Annotated in this window: 13 protein-coding genes; 3 read left to right on the plus strand and 10 right to left on the minus strand. The window is 35.5% G+C overall.

Annotated elements, in window-relative coordinates; translation table 11 throughout:
• Positions 1–115: 115 nt before the first annotated feature.
• Together QLQ95_RS09320 and mfd are read left to right on the plus strand one after the other, a co-directional pair.
• Positions 116–724 carry a hypothetical protein gene (locus QLQ95_RS09320; protein WP_250834491.1) on the plus strand — a complete coding sequence of 203 codons (609 nt, stop codon included), beginning with the start codon at positions 116–118 and terminating at the stop codon, positions 722–724.
• Positions 717–4,082, plus strand: coding sequence for a transcription-repair coupling factor (gene mfd / locus QLQ95_RS09325; RefSeq protein ID WP_379794946.1), 3,366 nt, complete (start codon positions 717–719; stop codon positions 4,080–4,082). The genes QLQ95_RS09320 and mfd overlap by 8 nt, the downstream gene beginning before the upstream one ends.
• A 64-nt stretch (positions 4,083–4,146) precedes the next feature.
• On the opposite strand, the gene QLQ95_RS09330 is transcribed toward mfd, so the two are convergent.
• From QLQ95_RS09330 to QLQ95_RS09340, 3 genes are read right to left on the minus strand one after another with little or no spacing between them, the layout of a single operon-like run.
• Positions 4,147–4,407 carry a DUF6169 family protein gene (locus QLQ95_RS09330; RefSeq protein WP_482504058.1) on the minus strand — a complete coding sequence of 87 codons (261 nt, stop codon included), beginning with the start codon at positions 4,405–4,407 and terminating at the stop codon, positions 4,147–4,149.
• A 12-nt stretch (positions 4,408–4,419) separates the two neighbouring features.
• Positions 4,420–4,653, minus strand: a complete 234-nt coding sequence (locus tag QLQ95_RS09335) for a hypothetical protein (protein ID WP_482503543.1) — start codon at positions 4,651–4,653, stop codon at positions 4,420–4,422.
• On the minus strand, positions 4,637–4,786 hold the full coding sequence (locus QLQ95_RS09340; RefSeq protein WP_172426892.1) for a hypothetical protein: 150 nt from the start codon (positions 4,784–4,786) through the stop codon (positions 4,637–4,639). The genes QLQ95_RS09335 and QLQ95_RS09340 overlap by 17 nt, the downstream gene beginning before the upstream one ends.
• Positions 4,787–4,965: 179 nt before the next feature.
• Between QLQ95_RS09340 and QLQ95_RS09345 the strand changes: the two genes are divergently transcribed.
• Entirely contained in the window at positions 4,966–5,520 is a 555-nt protein-coding gene (locus QLQ95_RS09345) for a DUF5683 domain-containing protein (RefSeq protein ID WP_095929620.1), read from the plus strand.
• Between the two features lie 58 nt (positions 5,521–5,578).
• Here the strand turns inward: QLQ95_RS09345 and QLQ95_RS09350 are convergent, their stop codons facing one another.
• The 7 genes from QLQ95_RS09350 to QLQ95_RS09380 all read right to left on the minus strand — a co-directional run bounded on the left by QLQ95_RS09350 (position 5,579) and on the right by QLQ95_RS09380 (position 18,489).
• Positions 5,579–8,695, minus strand: a complete 3,117-nt coding sequence (locus tag QLQ95_RS09350) for an Ig-like domain-containing protein (protein WP_482503545.1) — start codon at positions 8,693–8,695, stop codon at positions 5,579–5,581.
• 245 nt (positions 8,696–8,940) lie between these two features.
• The gene (locus QLQ95_RS09355) at positions 8,941–11,088 is read right to left on the minus strand and encodes a glycoside hydrolase family 97 protein (protein ID WP_095929780.1); all 2,148 of its coding nucleotides are present in this window, start codon (positions 11,086–11,088) and stop codon (positions 8,941–8,943) included.
• Between the two features lie 73 nt (positions 11,089–11,161).
• Positions 11,162–12,559: an alpha-amylase family glycosyl hydrolase gene (locus QLQ95_RS09360; protein ID WP_428237466.1), complete on the minus strand. Its 1,398-nt coding sequence runs from the start codon at positions 12,557–12,559 to the stop codon at positions 11,162–11,164.
• A gap of 122 nt (positions 12,560–12,681) precedes the next feature.
• Positions 12,682–13,758 carry a SusE domain-containing protein gene (locus QLQ95_RS09365; protein WP_482503547.1) on the minus strand — a complete coding sequence of 359 codons (1,077 nt, stop codon included), beginning with the start codon at positions 13,756–13,758 and terminating at the stop codon, positions 12,682–12,684.
• 14 nt (positions 13,759–13,772) lie between these two features.
• Positions 13,773–15,266 carry a RagB/SusD family nutrient uptake outer membrane protein gene (locus QLQ95_RS09370; RefSeq protein ID WP_482503549.1) on the minus strand — a complete coding sequence of 498 codons (1,494 nt, stop codon included), beginning with the start codon at positions 15,264–15,266 and terminating at the stop codon, positions 13,773–13,775.
• A gap of 8 nt (positions 15,267–15,274) precedes the next feature.
• Positions 15,275–17,668: a SusC/RagA family TonB-linked outer membrane protein gene (locus QLQ95_RS09375; RefSeq protein ID WP_482503551.1), complete on the minus strand. Its 2,394-nt coding sequence runs from the start codon at positions 17,666–17,668 to the stop codon at positions 15,275–15,277.
• Complete coding sequence (locus tag QLQ95_RS09380; protein WP_482503553.1) at positions 17,656–18,489, minus strand: STN domain-containing protein; 834 nt, start codon at positions 18,487–18,489, stop codon at positions 17,656–17,658. Before QLQ95_RS09380 ends, QLQ95_RS09375 begins: the two co-directional genes overlap by 13 nt.
• Positions 18,490–18,513: the final 24 nt, after the last annotated feature.

Consider the following 18,513-nt stretch of genomic DNA (forward strand, 5'->3'; position numbering starts at 1 on the left):
TTCTGATAAGGATAAAAAGACGAAAAAATAACCTTGATTTATAGAATCTTTAGCAAAAAACAGAATTCGTAATTGTAAATTTACTTCGTAACTTTGCAGCCTAACATTTTAATAAATGAAATACAAAATATCTCTTTTTCTGCTTTTGACAACTGTGTTATTTTCTTGCCAAAATGAAAATGAAAAACGCCTTGCAGAAAATGCAAAAGAAGCAAAAAAGAAAGAAGCTATTTTTAACAACATAAATAAAGGTTGGACTTTTCTAGACGAACCCATTAATGAAATTTCAGAATCACAATTGAATTCATGGACAGAGTGGCGTGAATTTAATAAAGAAATTTCAGAAAAGCCTAGAAAGACAATTGGGGCATTTCAGAAAAAATCGGCTGCGATTTCTAAGAAAGCAATGGCTTTAAACAATAATATTCCGGCTCAATTTAATCAGCCACAGATCAAAAGCCGTATTTCTATTTTGATTACTAAAATTAAAATGCTGGATTTATTTATTCATTTGAGTACCATTCCAGATGATAAAGTGGTGTTTTTGATACAAGAAATCAATAAAGAGCTGATTTCTTTAGAAAGACAAATGGATAAAATTGTCGAAAAAGCCAAAATACCTAAAGAACAAGGAGAAGAAGATTTCCTTAGAATGTTAGACACAACACGCGCGATTCCGAGTTCGGCACCGCCTTTAGATAAAAATATACCAAAAGTTGAGTAAAAACGCCTTATATACAACCTACGATAATCTGCCAAAAGCCGAGCAGATTGCTAAAAGTTTACTGGAGGGAAATCAGGTAAAAATGAATATCAGCGGATTGTTGGGATCTGCTGTTTCTTTTATAATACGTTCTGTTTTCAGGAAAACCGAACTGCCTTTTCTGATTGTTTTAGACAATAAGGAAGAAGCGGCATATTATTTAAACGATCTGGAGCAGATGATTGGAGAACAAGATGTATTGTTTTATCCAGCGTCATTTCGTCGCCCATACCAGATTGATGAAACAGACAACGCCAATGTGCTGCTTCGCGCTGAGGTTTTAAACCGAATCAATTCAAGAAAAAAACCTGCCGTAATTGTTACCTATCCTGAAGCACTTTTTGAAAAAGTTGTTACGAGAAAAGAACTCGATAAAAACACGTTAAAAGTGGCTTTAAACGATAAAATTTCGATTGATTTTATTAACGAAGTTTTATTTGAATACGAATTCAAAAGAGTAGATTTCATTACAGAACCTGGCGAATTTTCAGTTCGTGGAGGAATTGTCGATGTATTCTCTTTCTCAAATGATCATCCGTATCGAATTGAGTTTTTTGGAAACGAAGTAGACAGCATCAGAACTTTTGATGTGGAAACGCAATTATCTGTCGAAACACATAAAAAAATCACGATTATCCCAAATGTGGAGAACAAACTTTTTCAGGAAAACCGAGAAAGTTTCTTAGATTATATTGCCGAAAAAACAGTTCTTTTCATCCAAAATACTGACGGACTTTTTAGTCAATTAGACAAACAATTTGCAAGAGCAGAAGAAGCTTTTGAGAAATTGTCGAAAGAAATCAAACACGCTACTCCGGAGCAATTATTCTTAAATCAGGCTTCATTTATTAAACGTGCTTTAGATTTTTCGGTGGTAGAATTGGCCTCAAGACCGATTTTTAAAACGACTAAAAAATTCGAATTTCATATTCAGCCACAGCCGTCTTTCAATAAACAATTTGACTTATTGCTGAATAATCTGAGCGAAAATCATTTTAACGGTTATGTCAATTATTTGTTTTGTTCGAATGATACGCAGGCAAAACGTTTTCACGATATTTTTGAAAGCTTAGATGAAGCCAATTCAGAAAACATCAGAAAGCAATATCATACCATTGTATTGCCTTTATACCAAGGTTTTATTGACGAAGAAAATCAGATTACGGCTTATACCGATCACCAGATTTTTGAGCGTTATCATAAATTCAATATTAAAAACGGATATTCTAAAAAGCAGAATATTACTTTAAAAGAATTAACCGCACTTTCGGTTGGCGATTATGTAACGCATATCGATCACGGAATTGGAAAGTTTGGCGGTTTGCAGAAAATTCAGGTTGAAGGCAAAACCCAGGAAGCCATAAAACTGGTTTATGCCGATAATGATATTGTGTATGTGAGCATTCACTCGCTGCATAAAATCTCCAAATACAACGGAAAAGACGGAACGCCTCCGAAAATCTATAAACTAGGATCGAATGCTTGGAAGGTTTTAAAGCAAAAAACCAAAGCGCGTGTCAAACATATTGCATTCAACTTGATTCAGCTTTATGCAAAACGCCGTTTAGAAAAAGGTTTTCAGTTCGCACCTGATAGTTATTTACAAAACGAATTAGAAAGTTCGTTTATTTACGAAGATACGCCAGATCAAATGAAATCAACGGCAGAAGTAAAAGCCGATATGGAAAGCGATCGCCCAATGGATCGTTTGGTTTGTGGTGATGTTGGTTTTGGAAAAACAGAGGTTGCGATTCGCGCTGCTTTTAAAGCGGTTGATAATAGTAAACAAGTTGCTGTTTTGGTTCCGACCACTATTTTGGCATATCAGCATTATAGAACTTTTTCGGAACGATTAAAAGATATGCCGGTTACAATTGGTTACTTAAACCGATTTAGAACGGCAAAACAAAAAACACAGACTTTAAAAGATTTAGCTGAAGGAAAACTAGATATCGTAATTGGAACACATCAATTGGTCAATAAAAATGTAGTTTTTAAAGACTTAGGATTATTGATTGTCGATGAGGAACAAAAGTTTGGTGTAAACGTAAAAGATAAATTGAAAACCATTGCGGCAAATGTCGATACGCTGACTTTGACTGCAACGCCAATTCCGAGAACGCTTCAGTTTTCTTTGATGGCAGCTCGAGATTTATCGGTAATTACAACGCCTCCGCCAAACCGTTATCCAATTGAAACGAATGTGGTTGGTTTTAATGAAGAGATTATTCGTGATGCGATTTCGTATGAAATTCAGAGAAATGGACAAGTTTTCTTCATTAATAACCGAATCGAAAACATAAAAGAAGTGGCAGGAATGATTCAGCGTTTGGTTCCAAATGCAAGAGTTGGAATTGGTCATGGACAAATGGACGGTGCCAAACTCGAAGAATTGATGTTAGGTTTCATGAATGGAGATTTTGATGTTTTGGTGGCAACCACCATTATCGAAAGCGGTTTGGACGTTCCAAATGCGAACACGATTTTCATCAATAATGCCAATAATTTCGGATTATCAGATTTGCATCAAATGCGCGGTCGAGTAGGGCGAAGCAACAAAAAAGCATTTTGTTATTTCATATGTCCGCCTTATTCGTCAATGACGGAAGATGCCAGAAAACGTATTCAAGCGTTGGAACAATTCAGCGAATTGGGAAGCGGTTTCAACATTGCAATGAAAGATTTGGAGATTCGTGGCGCTGGAGATTTATTGGGCGGAGAACAAAGCGGTTTCATTAACGAAATTGGTTTTGATACGTACCAAAAAATCATGAATGAAGCGATTGAAGAATTGAAGGAAAACGAATTTAAAGATTTGTATCCTGAAGAAAATGATATTGATACCAAAGAATACGTAAAAGACATTCAAATTGATGCCGATTTTGAGCTTTTATTCCCAGATGAATATATCAATAACGTTTCAGAACGTTTGGTTTTATACAACGAATTAGGAGCAATAAAAGACGAAGCGGGCTTACAGGAATTCGAGAAAAAACTAATTGACCGTTTCGGGCCTTTGCCAAAACAAGCAACAGCATTGTTAAACAGCATCAGAATAAAATGGATTGCGACTAAAGTCGGAATCGAGAAATTGGTGTTGAAACAAGGCAAAATGATTGGTTATTTCGTATCCGATCAGCAATCAGATTATTACCAGTCGGTGAAGTTTAGAAATGTTTTAAACTTTGTTCAAAAGCATAGTAATCTTTGCAAAATGAAAGAAAAACAAACCGTAAACGGCTTACGCTTGTTATTGACTTTTGAAAATGTGAAGTCGATAAAACGTGCGCTGGAATTGATGGAGTTGTTTGAGGAGTAAAGTGTACACTAATAAATAATAAAACCGATATAGAAATATATCGGTTTTTTGTTGCTAGAACTAACTATGATTTTTCTCCATTTAAAACATTACTGATATTATTAAAAGCTTCTGTTATGGTTTTAAAATTAGTATTTTCTTTATGAAACATTAAAGATGTATAAAGTTTAATAGTTTCTGTATCAGAATCTAGTTCAATAATATTATCAAGCTTTGTGATATAATTGGTCATGGAACTTTTTTTGTACCATCTATCAAAAACAGAAAATCTTTGAAATGCTTTTTTATCATTATCATCACAAATATAAATTAATGCATCATGAATATTTTCAAAAAACTAGGCAATAATGTTTTTGATTGTTTTTGAAATCAATACATCAAATTGTTCAGGACGAGAGCTAATTTTGTCTATGGTAATTTGATAAACATTTCCAAGTTCTTTATCGTTCCCAACGCAAGATGCTAATGTGAAATCTTCGTAGAAAGCAACTCTGTATTCAATTTGTCTTTTTGTAAAGAAACTATAATAACCAGAATCAGAATTAAAAGTATAATTATATGGTTTTAACAAGTTTGATACCTTTTAAAGTTAAGGTTTCTGCAGAAGTTTTTCCTTGTAAAAAAGAGCGTACAGCAACCTTATCATCTCTCATCTTGATAATGGCTTGTTTAATTGCTTCCTTGTTTACTGTTGTAGTTTTCATGTTGCAAAGTAACAGTTTTAAGTTGAATAATACAAAACTTGTAGTATTATTTTTATCTTTTAGAGATATTTAACTGGTTATCAGTTAATTTAAAAATTAAGTTTTCTTTATCTTTTATTTAAGAAAAACCTTAGAATTAAAAAGTTTTCTTTGAGCCAAAATTTTCAAAGACACTTTATATGCAGAATCAATTTCTTGTTCTTTTTTTACTTCTTGGATTTACTTCAATTTTCGCTCAGGGAAAAGATAGAATTATTTCAAATGATTCCTTAAAATCAGAAACAATCGATCCGCTTCGTCCAGCAAAAGCAGCTTTTTATTCTGCAGTTTTGCCTGGTTTAGGGCAGATTTATAATAAAAAATATTGGAAACTTCCTTTGGTATATGGTGCTATTGGCACGAGTGCTTATTTCTACATCGACAATCAGAAGAATTACAATCTTTATAGAAACGAATATAAAAATAGGCTTGAAGGTAAAAAAAGCGATTCGGAATTTTTAGCAGGATTAAGCGAAAGCCAGTTGATTACAGCTCAAAAAGGCTATCAAAGAAATAGAGATTTATCTGCTTTGTTTATGGTTGGTTTTTATGTCTTAAATATTATCGACGCTAACGTTGATGCTGCTTTATCTCAGTTTAATGTAAATGAGAATTTAGCTTTTAAACCCGCATTAAATAAAAATGAAATCACATCGGAGAATAATTTCGGATTTGCTCTGAATTATACATTTTAAAAAATAAAAAAAAGCGCATGATAATTTCATGCGCTTTTCTATTTCAACCAAATCGAATTTATTTAACGATCAGTTTTTTAGTAGCTTTAAAATCTTTAGAAATAATATTTACAACATAAACTCCTGAAGATAAATGATGATTAACCTGTCCTGAAGCAGAAAGTCTTTCTGTTAAAAGAGTTCTTCCGTTTAAATCTGAAACGAAAATTTCAGCAGAATTTCCCTTTGCTAATTCAGGCATTACAATATTAAACTCATTATTAATTGCAGGATTTGGATAAATGCTAATTTCAGGTTCAGTTGTAGAAACTTCTTCAACATTTAGAGCCATTTTTGAAGTTCCAACTGTTGTCGCTTCCAATTGCCATTGTGCGCTGTACCAACCATCTTGTGAATTTCCGTATTGCGCGGCGCCAGTTTGATTTTCAACATGAATAATATTTCCTGACTGCCATCTGTTTCTTAAACGAGTCCAAGTTCCGTCGATATAATCGCTTGACCATTGTGCACTCCAGAAAGTAGTATCAGTTATATTGCACTGTACATTTCCGGTTTGGCCTTCGATATTCATTAGTTCACCTGTTGCCACATTTTTAAGTACAAAATAAGTGGCATCAATAGCGATTTTCTGCCATTTGTAATTGTTTCCAGAAACGCTTGCTCCGTATCCTGTATTTGTTCCTGCATCAGATAAATAAGAGCCTGTCCATCTGTTTTTAATCGTATAATAATTTCCTCCACTAGGAGCTGTCGTAACCGATACTAAACAAGTGTTTGTTTTGTTTCCGTCTACAGTTGTAACAGTAATTGTTGCCGTTCCATTCGCTACAGCGGTAATTAAACCAGAAGCATTTACAGTTGCAACAGCGGTATTATTTGAACTATACGTTATCGATTTATTCGTTGCATTTGCAGGAAGAATAGTAGGAGTAAGCTGTTGTGTTCCGCCAACATTTAATGAAGCTGTTGTAGGACTCAAACTCACACTTGTAACCGCAACACCCGTTCCTGGATTAGAATCGTACCAAGCGCTGTTCATGTACCAGCCGTTTTTATCTCTGCTTAAATCAGCCGTTTGGTTGGTTCCGTCGTTGAAAATTAAGTTGGTTGAGGTTACATTTGTAAAAGTGTAGCTATACCATCCATTTCCATTATCAGTCATGTTTACTCCAGGCCACGTTGCATTTGCTAAGACGCCTGTTGGTAAAGCGCTCCAATAATATATTTTAATTCCAGTTCCCCAGTTTGATGGTTTGTAGAAATAAACCGTGAAATTCGTATTCGGATTAACCGTAATGGTTGCCGAAGCTGTTTTATTTCCGTCTTGTGTAGTTGCTGTAATCGTTGCTGTTCCTGCTGCAACAGCTGTTACTAAACCAGCGCTATTAACAGTTGCAATTGCTGTATTGCTTGAAGACCAAGTTACATTTTTGTTTGTGGCATTTGCTGGCGAAATTGTCGTCGAAAGCTGTTGTGTATTTCCAGCATACAGACTTGCAGAAGTTGGAGAAACTGCCACAGAAGAAACTGGAATCGTAGCAACAGTTATAGCCGAAGTTGCTGTTTTATTTCCGTCAACTGTTTTAACTGTAATCGTTGCAGTTCCTGCTGCAACTGCCGTAATCAATCCAGAAGCATTTATGGTTGCAACCGCTGTATTACTCGATGTCCAAGTTACATTTTGATTTGTGGCATTTGCTGGAGCAATCGTCGCATTTAACTGCTGTGTTGTGCCTAAACCAACTGTTACCGTTGTTGGACTAACTGAAACTCCGGTTACTGCGACAACAGGTGCATTGGTATTCGTTAAAACCAAATATTCGTAAGCAGCAAAATTACGTGTAGACCCTGCTGTTAAAGTTACTGAAGCATTATTGTTATACGGATTTACATAAGTTCCTGCCAAAGCTGCTGGAATAACATACGATTTAGCTGCATTTCTCAAATTCGACATTACGATTACTTTTTCTGTACCTAATGTTTTAGTGAAAATGCTAATATCATCATTTGCGTATGTGGTTAAATCACCGCGCCTGATGGCTGCGCTCGTTGTTCTGAAATTTAAGATTTTTGCAAAATCTGCAGCAGCCGTTGGATTTTGAGACCAGTTAAATTTAAAGTTCTGCCACGGCCAATCCGTTTTGGGTTCGTAATCGATTTCTTGTCCGCTCATTAAAAAAGGTACCCCTTTCATGTAAGCTGAAACCAAGAAATTAGCAACAATTCCGTTATGATTCTTGAATACAATAATTGGTCTTCTTACGCCATCATCATTGGTGTATGTATCATGGTTACCCGTATATCTAACGATTTGCTGATTACCTGTTGCTTTTGCATATTCATAAGTTGTCTGATCTTGGATTCTTTGAGAAACTGGTCCGCCATTGGCAATATCATACAAACCTGCATGAAACCATCTGTCGCCATAATTCATATCGAAACCAACTTGAAAGTTTTCTTGTCTGTCACCTTCGGCTAACATTAATAAGTTATGAGAAGATATGCTTCTAAGATTTGAATTCACTTCTGACCAAAAATCCAAGGGAGGATTATTAGCATAATCGCAACGGTAACCATCAATGTTGGCTGCGAAAATCCAATAACGCATGGCATCTTTTATAGCTGCTCGTGTTGCCGAACTGTTAAGATCTAACGCTGCAATATCAGAGAAGTTTCCTAATTGCTGAATGGTTGTACCAGTTCGTTTATAATATTCAGGGTGTGAAGCAATCCAGACATTGTCCCAAGAAGTTCCGTTGATGGCGATGTCTAAAATAACGGCCATTCCGCGGCTGTGTGCACCATCAACCAGAGTTCTTAGATCGGCCAAAGAACCATATTCTGATCCGACAGCTTTAAAATCTTTGATACAATAAGGCGAAGGTGAACTTCGGGAATCGGTGCCGTGCGGAAAAATCGGCATTAAATAAATAACATTGGTTCCTAGTGCTTTTATATTATCTAATCGGGCAGTTACTCCGGCTAAATCTCCGTTGGCACTAAACGGACGAATATGAACCTGATACATATTAATATCTCTCGTGTCAGGAACTCCTGCAAACGGTGTCCCGTACTGCGGAGGATCTTGTGCATAAGCTGAACTTGCAAATAATAGTAGAAAGCAAATTAATGCTTTGGTAATATGAAATAATCTAGTGGTAATTTTGATTTCCATAATAATAGTTTTTTGGATGCTTGTCGGCATTTCTAACTAAAATTCATTCTCACTCGCATTGTTTTTAAATTCGACAAACATTTGTGGTTAATAGTTTCAAAATAGTAAGTTTTTTTGCTTAAAAAGGAGCATAGGTTTTTCTGCCACGAATTATCGAATTAAGGATTTATCTAGAAAATCTTAATTCTGAAAATTCGTGGAAAAAAAATTAGAAACTGAGTATCTCAGAATCTTAGCGTCTTAAATTATAATTTTTTCAATCCTTTTAAATCTGAAGCAGTTCCTTCTTTGATGCTAATGGCAACACCTCCACCAGGAGCTAAATATTGCTTCAATTTGCTTTTTGAGTTTACGATAACTTTAGTAACCGTATATTTTTGTGGATTTTGATTCCAATTGGCCTCTTTAGCATCGGCATAAATGGTGGCAACGAAATTTTTTCCTGCAGGTAAATAATCAAATGAAATGTTTGCTGTTCTGGCATTTTCATCTGTAATTCCGCCAATATACCATTCTTTTTTGCCTTTTGCTTTACGAGCAATTGTAATGTAATCTCCAGGTTCGGCTTCTAGAATATAACTGTTATCCCAATCTACGGCAACGTCTTTAATGAACTGAAATGCATCTGGAAAACGCTCGTAATTTCCAGGAATATCAGCCGCCATCTGCAACGGACTGTACATAGTTACATAATAAGCCAATTGTTTTACTAAAGTCGTGTTTACTCGTTGTGAACTTCCTGTTCCGTAATACGAAAGATCGGTCTGGAAAATTCCAGGCGTAAAATCCATTGGACCTCCCATTAAACGGGTAAATGGTAAAATTGTAGTGTGATCTGGAGCTAATCCTCCCATAGATTCGAACTCAGTACCGCGCGCTGATTCCTGAGCAATCCAGTTTGGAAAAGTTCGGTTTAATCCTGTTGGTCGAACGGCCTCGTGGCTGTTAATCATAATTTTATAATCGGCAGCACGTTTCGCAACGTTAATGTAATGATTCACCATCCATTGCCCGTCATGATGTTCGCCACGTGGAATAATCTGTCCTACATAACCTGTTTTTACGGCATCATAACCGTTGTCATTCATAAATTGAAAAGCACGATCTAGACGACGTTCGTAATTTGTAGCCGATCCAGAGGTTTCATGGTGCATGATAATTTTTACACCTTTTGAAGCAGCATAAGCATGAACCGCTTTTACATCAAAATCAGGATATGCAGTTACAAAATCAAAAACGTCTTCTTTCCAGTTGCCAATCCAGTCTTCCCAGCCAATGTTCCAACCTTCTATAAGGATTGCATCAAAGCCATTTTTAGAAGCAAAATCAATGTATTCTTTTGCACGTTCTGTAGTGGCTCCGTGTTTTCCGTTTGGCGTAAGTTTCGTAAAATCATCTGTCATTTTTACGTTGTTTTCTTTCCCGAAAGCCCACGTGCTTCTTCCTGCAACGAAATATTCCCACCAAATTCCAATGTATTTTACAGGTTTAATCCATGAAACATCTTTGTAACTGGTTGGTTCGTTAAGGTTTAAAATTAATTTTGAAGCTAAAATGTCAGTTGCTTTATCACTTACTACAATAGTTCTCCAAGGTGTTTGAGTGTCAGTCTGCATGTAGCCTTTTGCACCAATGGCATCTGGTGCCAAATGACTTGTCATTTTGTTGGTTTTAGCATCAACTTCAAGGTACATTGCGGGATAGTTAATTAATCCTGCTTCGTGAATGTTGATATATAAACCATCGTTTGATTTCATCATAGATGGTGTTTGTACAGATAATTCTTTGATTGGCTGCTGTGCATTAATCTCAATCGTAGCTTTTTTCATCAAAGAAGGAATTTCTGAAATCTTTGATGTTGTATAAGCATATTCGTTGGTGTCATAATCTCCTGGAATCCAGAAAATTTTATGATTTCCAGCCAATTGAAATTCAGTGCGCTCTTCTTTAATTACAAAATAATTCAGATCATTTTGTTTCGGAAATTCATATCTAAATCCCAATCCGTCGTTAAATAAACGGAAACGAATACGGATAAACCTATTGTTGTTTTTCGCTTGCGCTAAAGTGACAACCAATTCGTTGTAATGATTGCGAATTGTTTTTTCTTCTCCTAAAACCGGATTCCAATTTTCATCAACAGAAGATTGTGCAGTATTTGTAATGGTAAAACCATCCATAAACGAAGCGTTGTTTTTAAGCTCTAAACCTAAAGAACTTGGTTTAATAACCGGTTTCTGTTTGTATGATAATTGGTAAGACGGAATGCCGCCTTCTTTTAATTCAAATTTTAGAGAAAGATTTTTGTCTGGCGAAGTTATTTCTTGTGCCTGAAGCGAAAATACACTTAGGATAACAAAAAATAAAAGCGCTGTTTTTTTGTTCAAACGCATTTGAAGCAATGTTTTTTGGGATTGAAAATTCATTTTATTTAGTTTTTTGCAAATCTAACTTTATTAAAAGCTTTTATTCTTTTTTAAGTATTAAATATTGGTAAGCTTCTAAATTAATTTCTGAACCAATAGAAATTGTACTTCCAGTTAATGCATCTTTCCAGTTGGTATTAGCCAAAGAAGTTGGAGTCGTGTATTTAATAGATTTATTTTTAATATTTGCTACAATTAAGACTTTTTCATTTGTAGTTTCCATTGTAAAAATACTCACATCATTGCTGCTATAACCCGTTAGTTTTCCTTTTCGGAGTGCTTCACTAGAATTTCTAAATGCGATTATTTTCTGATATTCTAAAAGCATTTCATTATCTGCAGTAGACCAATCGATAGGAACATTGTCAAAATAATCGATGCGTTTGTTGTACCCAATTTCCTGACCATTATAAATCATAGGAACAGATTTCATGCTTGATGCAATTACAAATGCGGCTAAAGAACCTTTTTTTCCTCCAAAAAGTTCAAGCGGAGTTCCGTCAGAAAGATTCACGTCGTGATTTGTTGTATAACGTACAATTCTTCTTGAAGCGTCCAGCTGTCCATATTCTTTGGAGCTTTCAGTTTGAAGATAACTTGCAGGTTGCGCTTCTGAAAACACTTTTTCTAAAGCGCCGAAATAAGCAAAACCAAAAGTGTAATCGAATCCCGCATCAAAATGATTGACTCTAGTGCCTTCTGCCATTAATATCATTCTTTGCTTTTTGATTTTACGGATTTTAGAAATCGCTTCTGACCAGAAATTCATCGGAACAAAATCGGCTGCATCACATCTAAATCCATCAATGTTGGCATTGTAAACCCAATAGGACATGGCATCGATCATCGCCTTTTTCATTTCTGCATTGGTATAATTTAACTGCGCTACATCTTGCCAGTTTGTTCCAGGCGGAATGGTAATGTTTCCGCTGGCATCTTTTTGGTACCAATCAGGATGAGCCGTTATCCATTGATTATCCCAAGAAGTATGATTGGCAACCCAGTCTAAAATTACCGCCATATTTTTGCTGTGTGCCTCGGTAACCAATGCTCGAAGGTCTTCTAATGTTCCGTAATCAGAATTAACGGCTTTATAATCCTTAATAGAATAAGGAGAACCTAATTTTCCAGCTGTTTTTATTTTTCCAACAGGATAAATCGGCATCAGATAAATGACATTTGCACCTAGTTTCTGAATATCTCCAAGTCGTTTCTGAACACCTTTTAAGTTTCCTTCTGGACTAAAAGAGCGCACATTTACCTGATAAATTACGGCATCTTCGTTGGCTGCCACTTTATCAAATGGAGATCCATACTGCTGATATTCGTTTTCTGTTCCTGGATTTGGCTCTGGTTTAAGGTTTTCTTCAGAAGAACTGCACGACACAAAAGCTATTGAAAGCAGTAAAGCAAGAAAAATATTGGAGTTAGACTTCATAATTTTAAAATTAAATTGGATAGGTTTTGAGCGGCAGTTTTTATTTTTTTAGATAACCTGCCTTTTGCTCAGAAAGGCAGGTATCACTCAAAACTAATCTAACCAGTATGAATGATGTTAGATTATTTTTTAACTATGCTGCAAGTTGCTGTTGCAGGATAGCCATTTGTGTTTGGATCTGTTTCTTCAATAGTGAAGGTAATTTCATAAGTTCCCGCTTCAGAAATAGTGTAAGCACCTGCATTATCTTTAGTAATAACATTTTTAGACTCATCAGCAGGGCCATAATTTACATCCCATTTGTTGTTCAATCTGAATTTCAATGCTCCAGGAACTAAGTCTGCTGTTACTTTCCATGTTTTAGTTTGATGATCATAACTCATTGGTGTGCTGTTGTCCCATCCTCCTGTTTGAGCAGTTCCAACAATTCCCCATGCATAAGCAGTTGCAGACCATTTCAACGTGTTCAAATTTACTTTAATTTGGTACGAACCTGCACTTGGAAGAAATAAATTATCATCATCCATTCTAACTAAATCTTCATTAGTAGCACCTGCACCATAAAATTCAGCCCATGTTCTGGCAGTATTTAATTTGAATGCTAGTGCAGTTCCTTCAGCAGTCATGTATCCTTGATAGACTCCTTTTTCAATTGCGGTTAAAGTTGCAGCAGTTTCAACCGCCCAACCTTGATAATCGCCAGGCATATAAATTTCGCCAAAAGCAACTGCTTTTTCATAAGGAGTTACTGTTATCTCAATAGGATCTGAATAAATATTTCTATCCATCGCAGCCACGACTCTTACCGCTAATTTTCCGTCTACATTCGGTTGTATTCCTAAATCGGTTGCAATTTTATTCAAATCACGAACACTAAAAGACTTACTCAAAACATCGTTTCCTGCTTCAAATACTTTAGCATTTAACCAAGCTTTAGTGCCAGAAGTATTTGCTGGCAAATCAAACTGAACCGTATATAAAACCGGAGCTTCAATCGGGAAAACAACAGCAGACCAAGAAATAGTTGTTGCAGTTTCATCGGCGGTATCTTCTGTAAGCACAATTTTGCTTGCAGAAGATGTAATTGCTGCAGGAAAACTAACCGATTTTAAAACGGTTAATTCTGCGTCAGATTCACAAGAGGTAGCCACGATTACTAATGCAAGTAATGCAGCAAATTTATTTATATATTTTTTCATATTATTTAGCTGTTTTAGTAACCTGGATTTTGTTTAAGTCCTGGATTTGCATTTAAAGCTGAAGTTGGGATAGGGAATATTTTTCTATATTCTTCTGAAGCGCCTCTGAATTCATTTGGCAACAAAAATTTGTCAAAACGAATCATATCTTCTCTACGATGTCCTTCCCAATTTAATTCACGTCCTCTTTCATCAAAAATATCATCAAGAGTAGGGTTTGAAGCTAAAGCTGCAAGACCAGCACGAGTTCTAATAGCATCAACTAAAGGTTTAGCAGCTCCTGCATTCCCTAAACGAACATTACATTCTGCTGTCATTAACATAACGTCAGCATATCTGTAAATTGGGAAATCATTTGAAGCTCCGCCACCGTTCATTGAACCTGCAGGATAAAATTTAACATTTCTAACCCCTTCTTGGGCACCAGCTCCCGGATTATCTAATGAAGCGATGTCTAATGTATAATTTACATTACCTGGTTGAGGCCCTAAAAGGAATTGTTTCTTACGAATATCTTTATCGTCATACTTTAGGTAAAAATCTTTAGGAACAACAGATCCGTTCCAACCACTGTAACCAAATAGAGCATTAGCATGTGGCCCAATCAAGCTGCGTACAGTAAAAATATTACGGCCCACAACATCTACGGTAGTATAAATAGATAAAATGGTCTCATCTTGCGGATTTACATCTCCAAACAATTCGTAGTATTTATTTCCTAATGGACTTGAAGCATCTGACAGCGCAGAATGTAATGAAAATCCTCCGCCATTTACAACATTACAAGCAGCAAGACATTCTTCCCATTTTGGAGTTCCAGTTAAAACGCCCGCATTCATGTATACTTTAGCTAGCAAAGTGTACCCAGCCCATTTATTGAATCTGCCGTAAAACTCTCCACCTTTAGTACCAGGTAATAAATCAATATTTGCTTTTAATTCAGAGACGACGAAATCAAATACGTCTTTACGGCTTGCTTGTGGTATTTTATCAACAGTAATATTGTTGTCTGTGTAAAATGGCACATTTCCAAAATCGTCAATCAATAAATAATAGAAAAAAGCTCTTAACACTTTTGCTTCAGCAATTTTTGATGCATCAGCTTTAGAGTCTTCCAATAGTTTTATTGCAAGGTTTGCATTGAAAACGGATACATATAACCAGTTCCAGGTATTTCTAACTACTTCGTCTGTTGGCAGCCACTGGTGTTTAAATAAGATTGCAAATTCAGTAGACCAGTCACCTGTATTTCTATGAGGAATAACTTGGTCATCAACACACATAGAGTTTAAGTCGTACCAACCCAAATCTGCTCCGGCATAACCAACCCCATTCCAGTTACCAGGAATTTGTCCGTATACACCAGCTAAAGCAATATCTGCCCCTTGAGGAGATCCATAAAAATCTGATGCAGGATATTTGTCGTACACATTTTCATCAAGATCGGTGCAAGCTGTAAGAGCAAAGAAACAAATGCTTCCTGCTATAAATATATTTTTTAATTTCATTTCTTTTACTATTTAAATTTAACATTTACACCAAACGAAATGCTTCTGGTACGAGGATAAATTCCTCTATCACCTCCAAAATAATCATTTACGTCACCACTACCACTCAAGTTAATTTCAGGATCAATACCTGAATATTTTGTGATAAGGAATAGGTTATTTCCAGTAAGAGAAAGTCTAATTGACTCTATAAATCGATCTTTAAAACTAAAATTGTATCCTGCAGTAACGTTTTCTAAACGAACAAAAGAACCGTCTTCTAGCCATAAATTTGAAGAATATTGAGAGGTGAAAATACCTAAGTCAACAGCGCTTTCTAAAACATTACTTTTTCCAATGTTTTCCATATAGCTTGAACGTTGATTTACGGTGTTATAAATTTTATTTCCACCAGATCCTCTTAGTAAGAAAGAAGCGTCAAACTTTTTATATCTCAAAGTTGGATTGAAAGCAAAAGTGTAAGTTGGTAAAGCAGAACCTTGCATTACACGATCTGCACTCGTATTACTTTGATCGAAATTTCCGTCACCATTTTGATCTACAACTGTTTCAGCGTTAGCAGCATTTTTTCCTTCGTGCTGCAAAATGTTAAATGTACCAATTGGTTGTCCTTCTATTAAGTAAGAATTTGGCGCACCCCAATCTATATAGTTTGTTTTCAATGGTACACCATTAATCTCTCCGTTTAATTTAAGAACCTCATTGCGCATAAAAGATACATTTCCAGCCAAAGTTAAAGTTGTATTTTCATTGCTAATTACATCATATGCTAAAGCAAACTCGACACCTTCATTTTTTAGACTACCAATATTTGCTTGAATTTTGTCGTATTGGTAAGGTGGTAGAGAAACGGTATAATTGAATAATAAATTGTCAGTTGTAGCAGTATATAAGTCAACTGTACCTCTCAATCTATTATTAATTAAGCCAAAATCAAGACCAATATTAGTTTGTTTTTTAGTTTCCCATTTCAAATCAGGATTAGCATTTTGAGTAATTTTGTAATTTGAAATTTGAGAACCTCCAAAATAAGTAGTTCCTGCAGGCCCTACTAAAGAAATTGATCCTTGGGGCTGTAAACCTTGCTGATTACCAGTAACGCCATAACCTACACGTAATTTCAAATCATTAACTACAGATTGATTCGCCATAAACGATTCTTTTGCAATTTGCCAAGCGACTGAAGCAGATGGGAAATTACCCCATTTATTATTTTCTCCAAACACAGAAGATCCATCACGTCTGATACTTGCTGTAACCAAATAACGGTCTAATAAAGAGTAATTTACTCTTCCTAAAAAAGAAACTAAGGTTCTGTCATTTTTATTAGATTTAATATCTCCAGGTAGAGCTTTACTAATATCACCTAGTTCAAGGTTATTGTAAGTTGCTAAATCATTAACAAAACCTCTTACTTGAGAATAATTTTCTTGCTTGCTTTGGTATTGCCATTCGTAAAGACCTAAGGCATTGATTGAGTGAACTCCAAATGTTTTTTTGTAATTCAAACTAATGTCCATTAACTTCTCTTCTTGGCGAGTATTATTAATGTTTCCAAAACCTTTTTGGTTAATTGCGTTTGCATCTGTAGATTTTGCCGGATTGTAGAAACCAATTGAGTTATTAGCTTTTCTCCAGCTTCCAAACCAACCCGCCGTTAAACCATCAACGATATCTAAATCTGCTTTAAGGCTTCCAAATAAATTATCATATTTTCCTTCGTTTGTAATTTCTTGTTGAGCCGCATAAGGATTTAAATATTGAAATAAGTTAGGATCTGTATAATAAGTTGTTCCGTCTGCTTGAAACACAGGATCAGTAGGACGCATTTGATAAGCCTGAGAAATTAGGTTTGAAACCTGATTTACTCTACCAATACTTTGTACACTACTTGCAGTATTACTAATTCCGTTAGTTAAAGTATAATTCAAAGTCAATTTATCATCCAATGCTTTTTGAGTCGCTTGTAATCTTGCAATATATTTTTTATTGCTAGAGTTAATTACAACACCATCTTGCAAAATAGCACTCAAAGACCCGTGGTAACTAAATTTATCACTGCCTCCACCAAACGAAAGTGTATGAGTTTGTGTAAATCCTGTTTGTGTTAAAATCCCGTACCAATCTGTATTTGCACCGTGATTTGCAGAAGCAGGAACACCAACGCTTTGCGCTGCAGTCCACCACTGGTCAGCATTTAGAAAATCCAGTTTTTTTGGAATAAAATCGATAGAAGAAGAACCTACATATTCAAAAGTTGTTTTTCCAGATTTGTTGGTTTTAGTAGTTACAATGATAACTCCAGGCGCACCTCTAGAACCGTAAATAGCAGTAGCCGAAGCATCTTTAAGAATATCGATAGATGCAATTTCTGTTGGAGGAATAGAATTTAATAAATCCAAGTTTCCCTGAATTCCATCACTACAACCAAAGGGTCGCTTCCGCCAATTAAAGAACTTACTCCACGAATACGTACACTTGGTCCAGAACCTGGCTCGCTTCCAATCTGGTTAATATTTACACCAGCCGCTTTTCCAGAAATTAATTGCAGCGGATTTACTATTGGACCTTGATTCATGTCTTTTGCAGCAATAGAAGAAACGGCACCCGTTACATCCTTTTTAGAAACAGAACCGTAACCCACCAAAACAACCTCTTGTAAGTTGGTAGCATCAGGTTCCAATTGAATATTTAAAACGCCATTTCCAGCAGGAACTTTTTTAGTTTTATACCCTACAAAACTTACTACGATAATAGAAGAACTGCTTTCGACAGTAAATTTAAATTTACCATCAAAATCGGTTACCACACTATTTTTGGTGCCTTCTTCGATGATAGAAGCTCCAGGAAGCGGAGCACCATTTTCGTCAGTAATAATTCCAGAAATAGTTTCTTTTTCGCCTTGAATATTTTGCGATTTTAATTCTGGTTTTTTAAGAATAATCTGTGTGTCTCGAATTTTAAATTCGGTTGGGGTTCCTTTAAAAATTCGGTCCAAAACCACATATATCGATTGTTCCTTTACAGAGATTGAAACCGTTCGATCTAAGTCGACGTCATTCATTTTGTAAATAAATCTGAAATCTGTTTTTTGTTCAATGGTCTCAATAACCTTTTCGATTGTTGAATTGTTTAATTCAAGGGTAACTTTTGTTTTTTGAGCATAAGTACTTGCTTTGATATTAAACATGGCGACCAAAATAAGTAGAGTAGTTAATTTCAATTTTAGGTCATTTTGGAACAATGA

The organism is Flavobacterium sp. B330r (genome assembly GCF_056824325.1).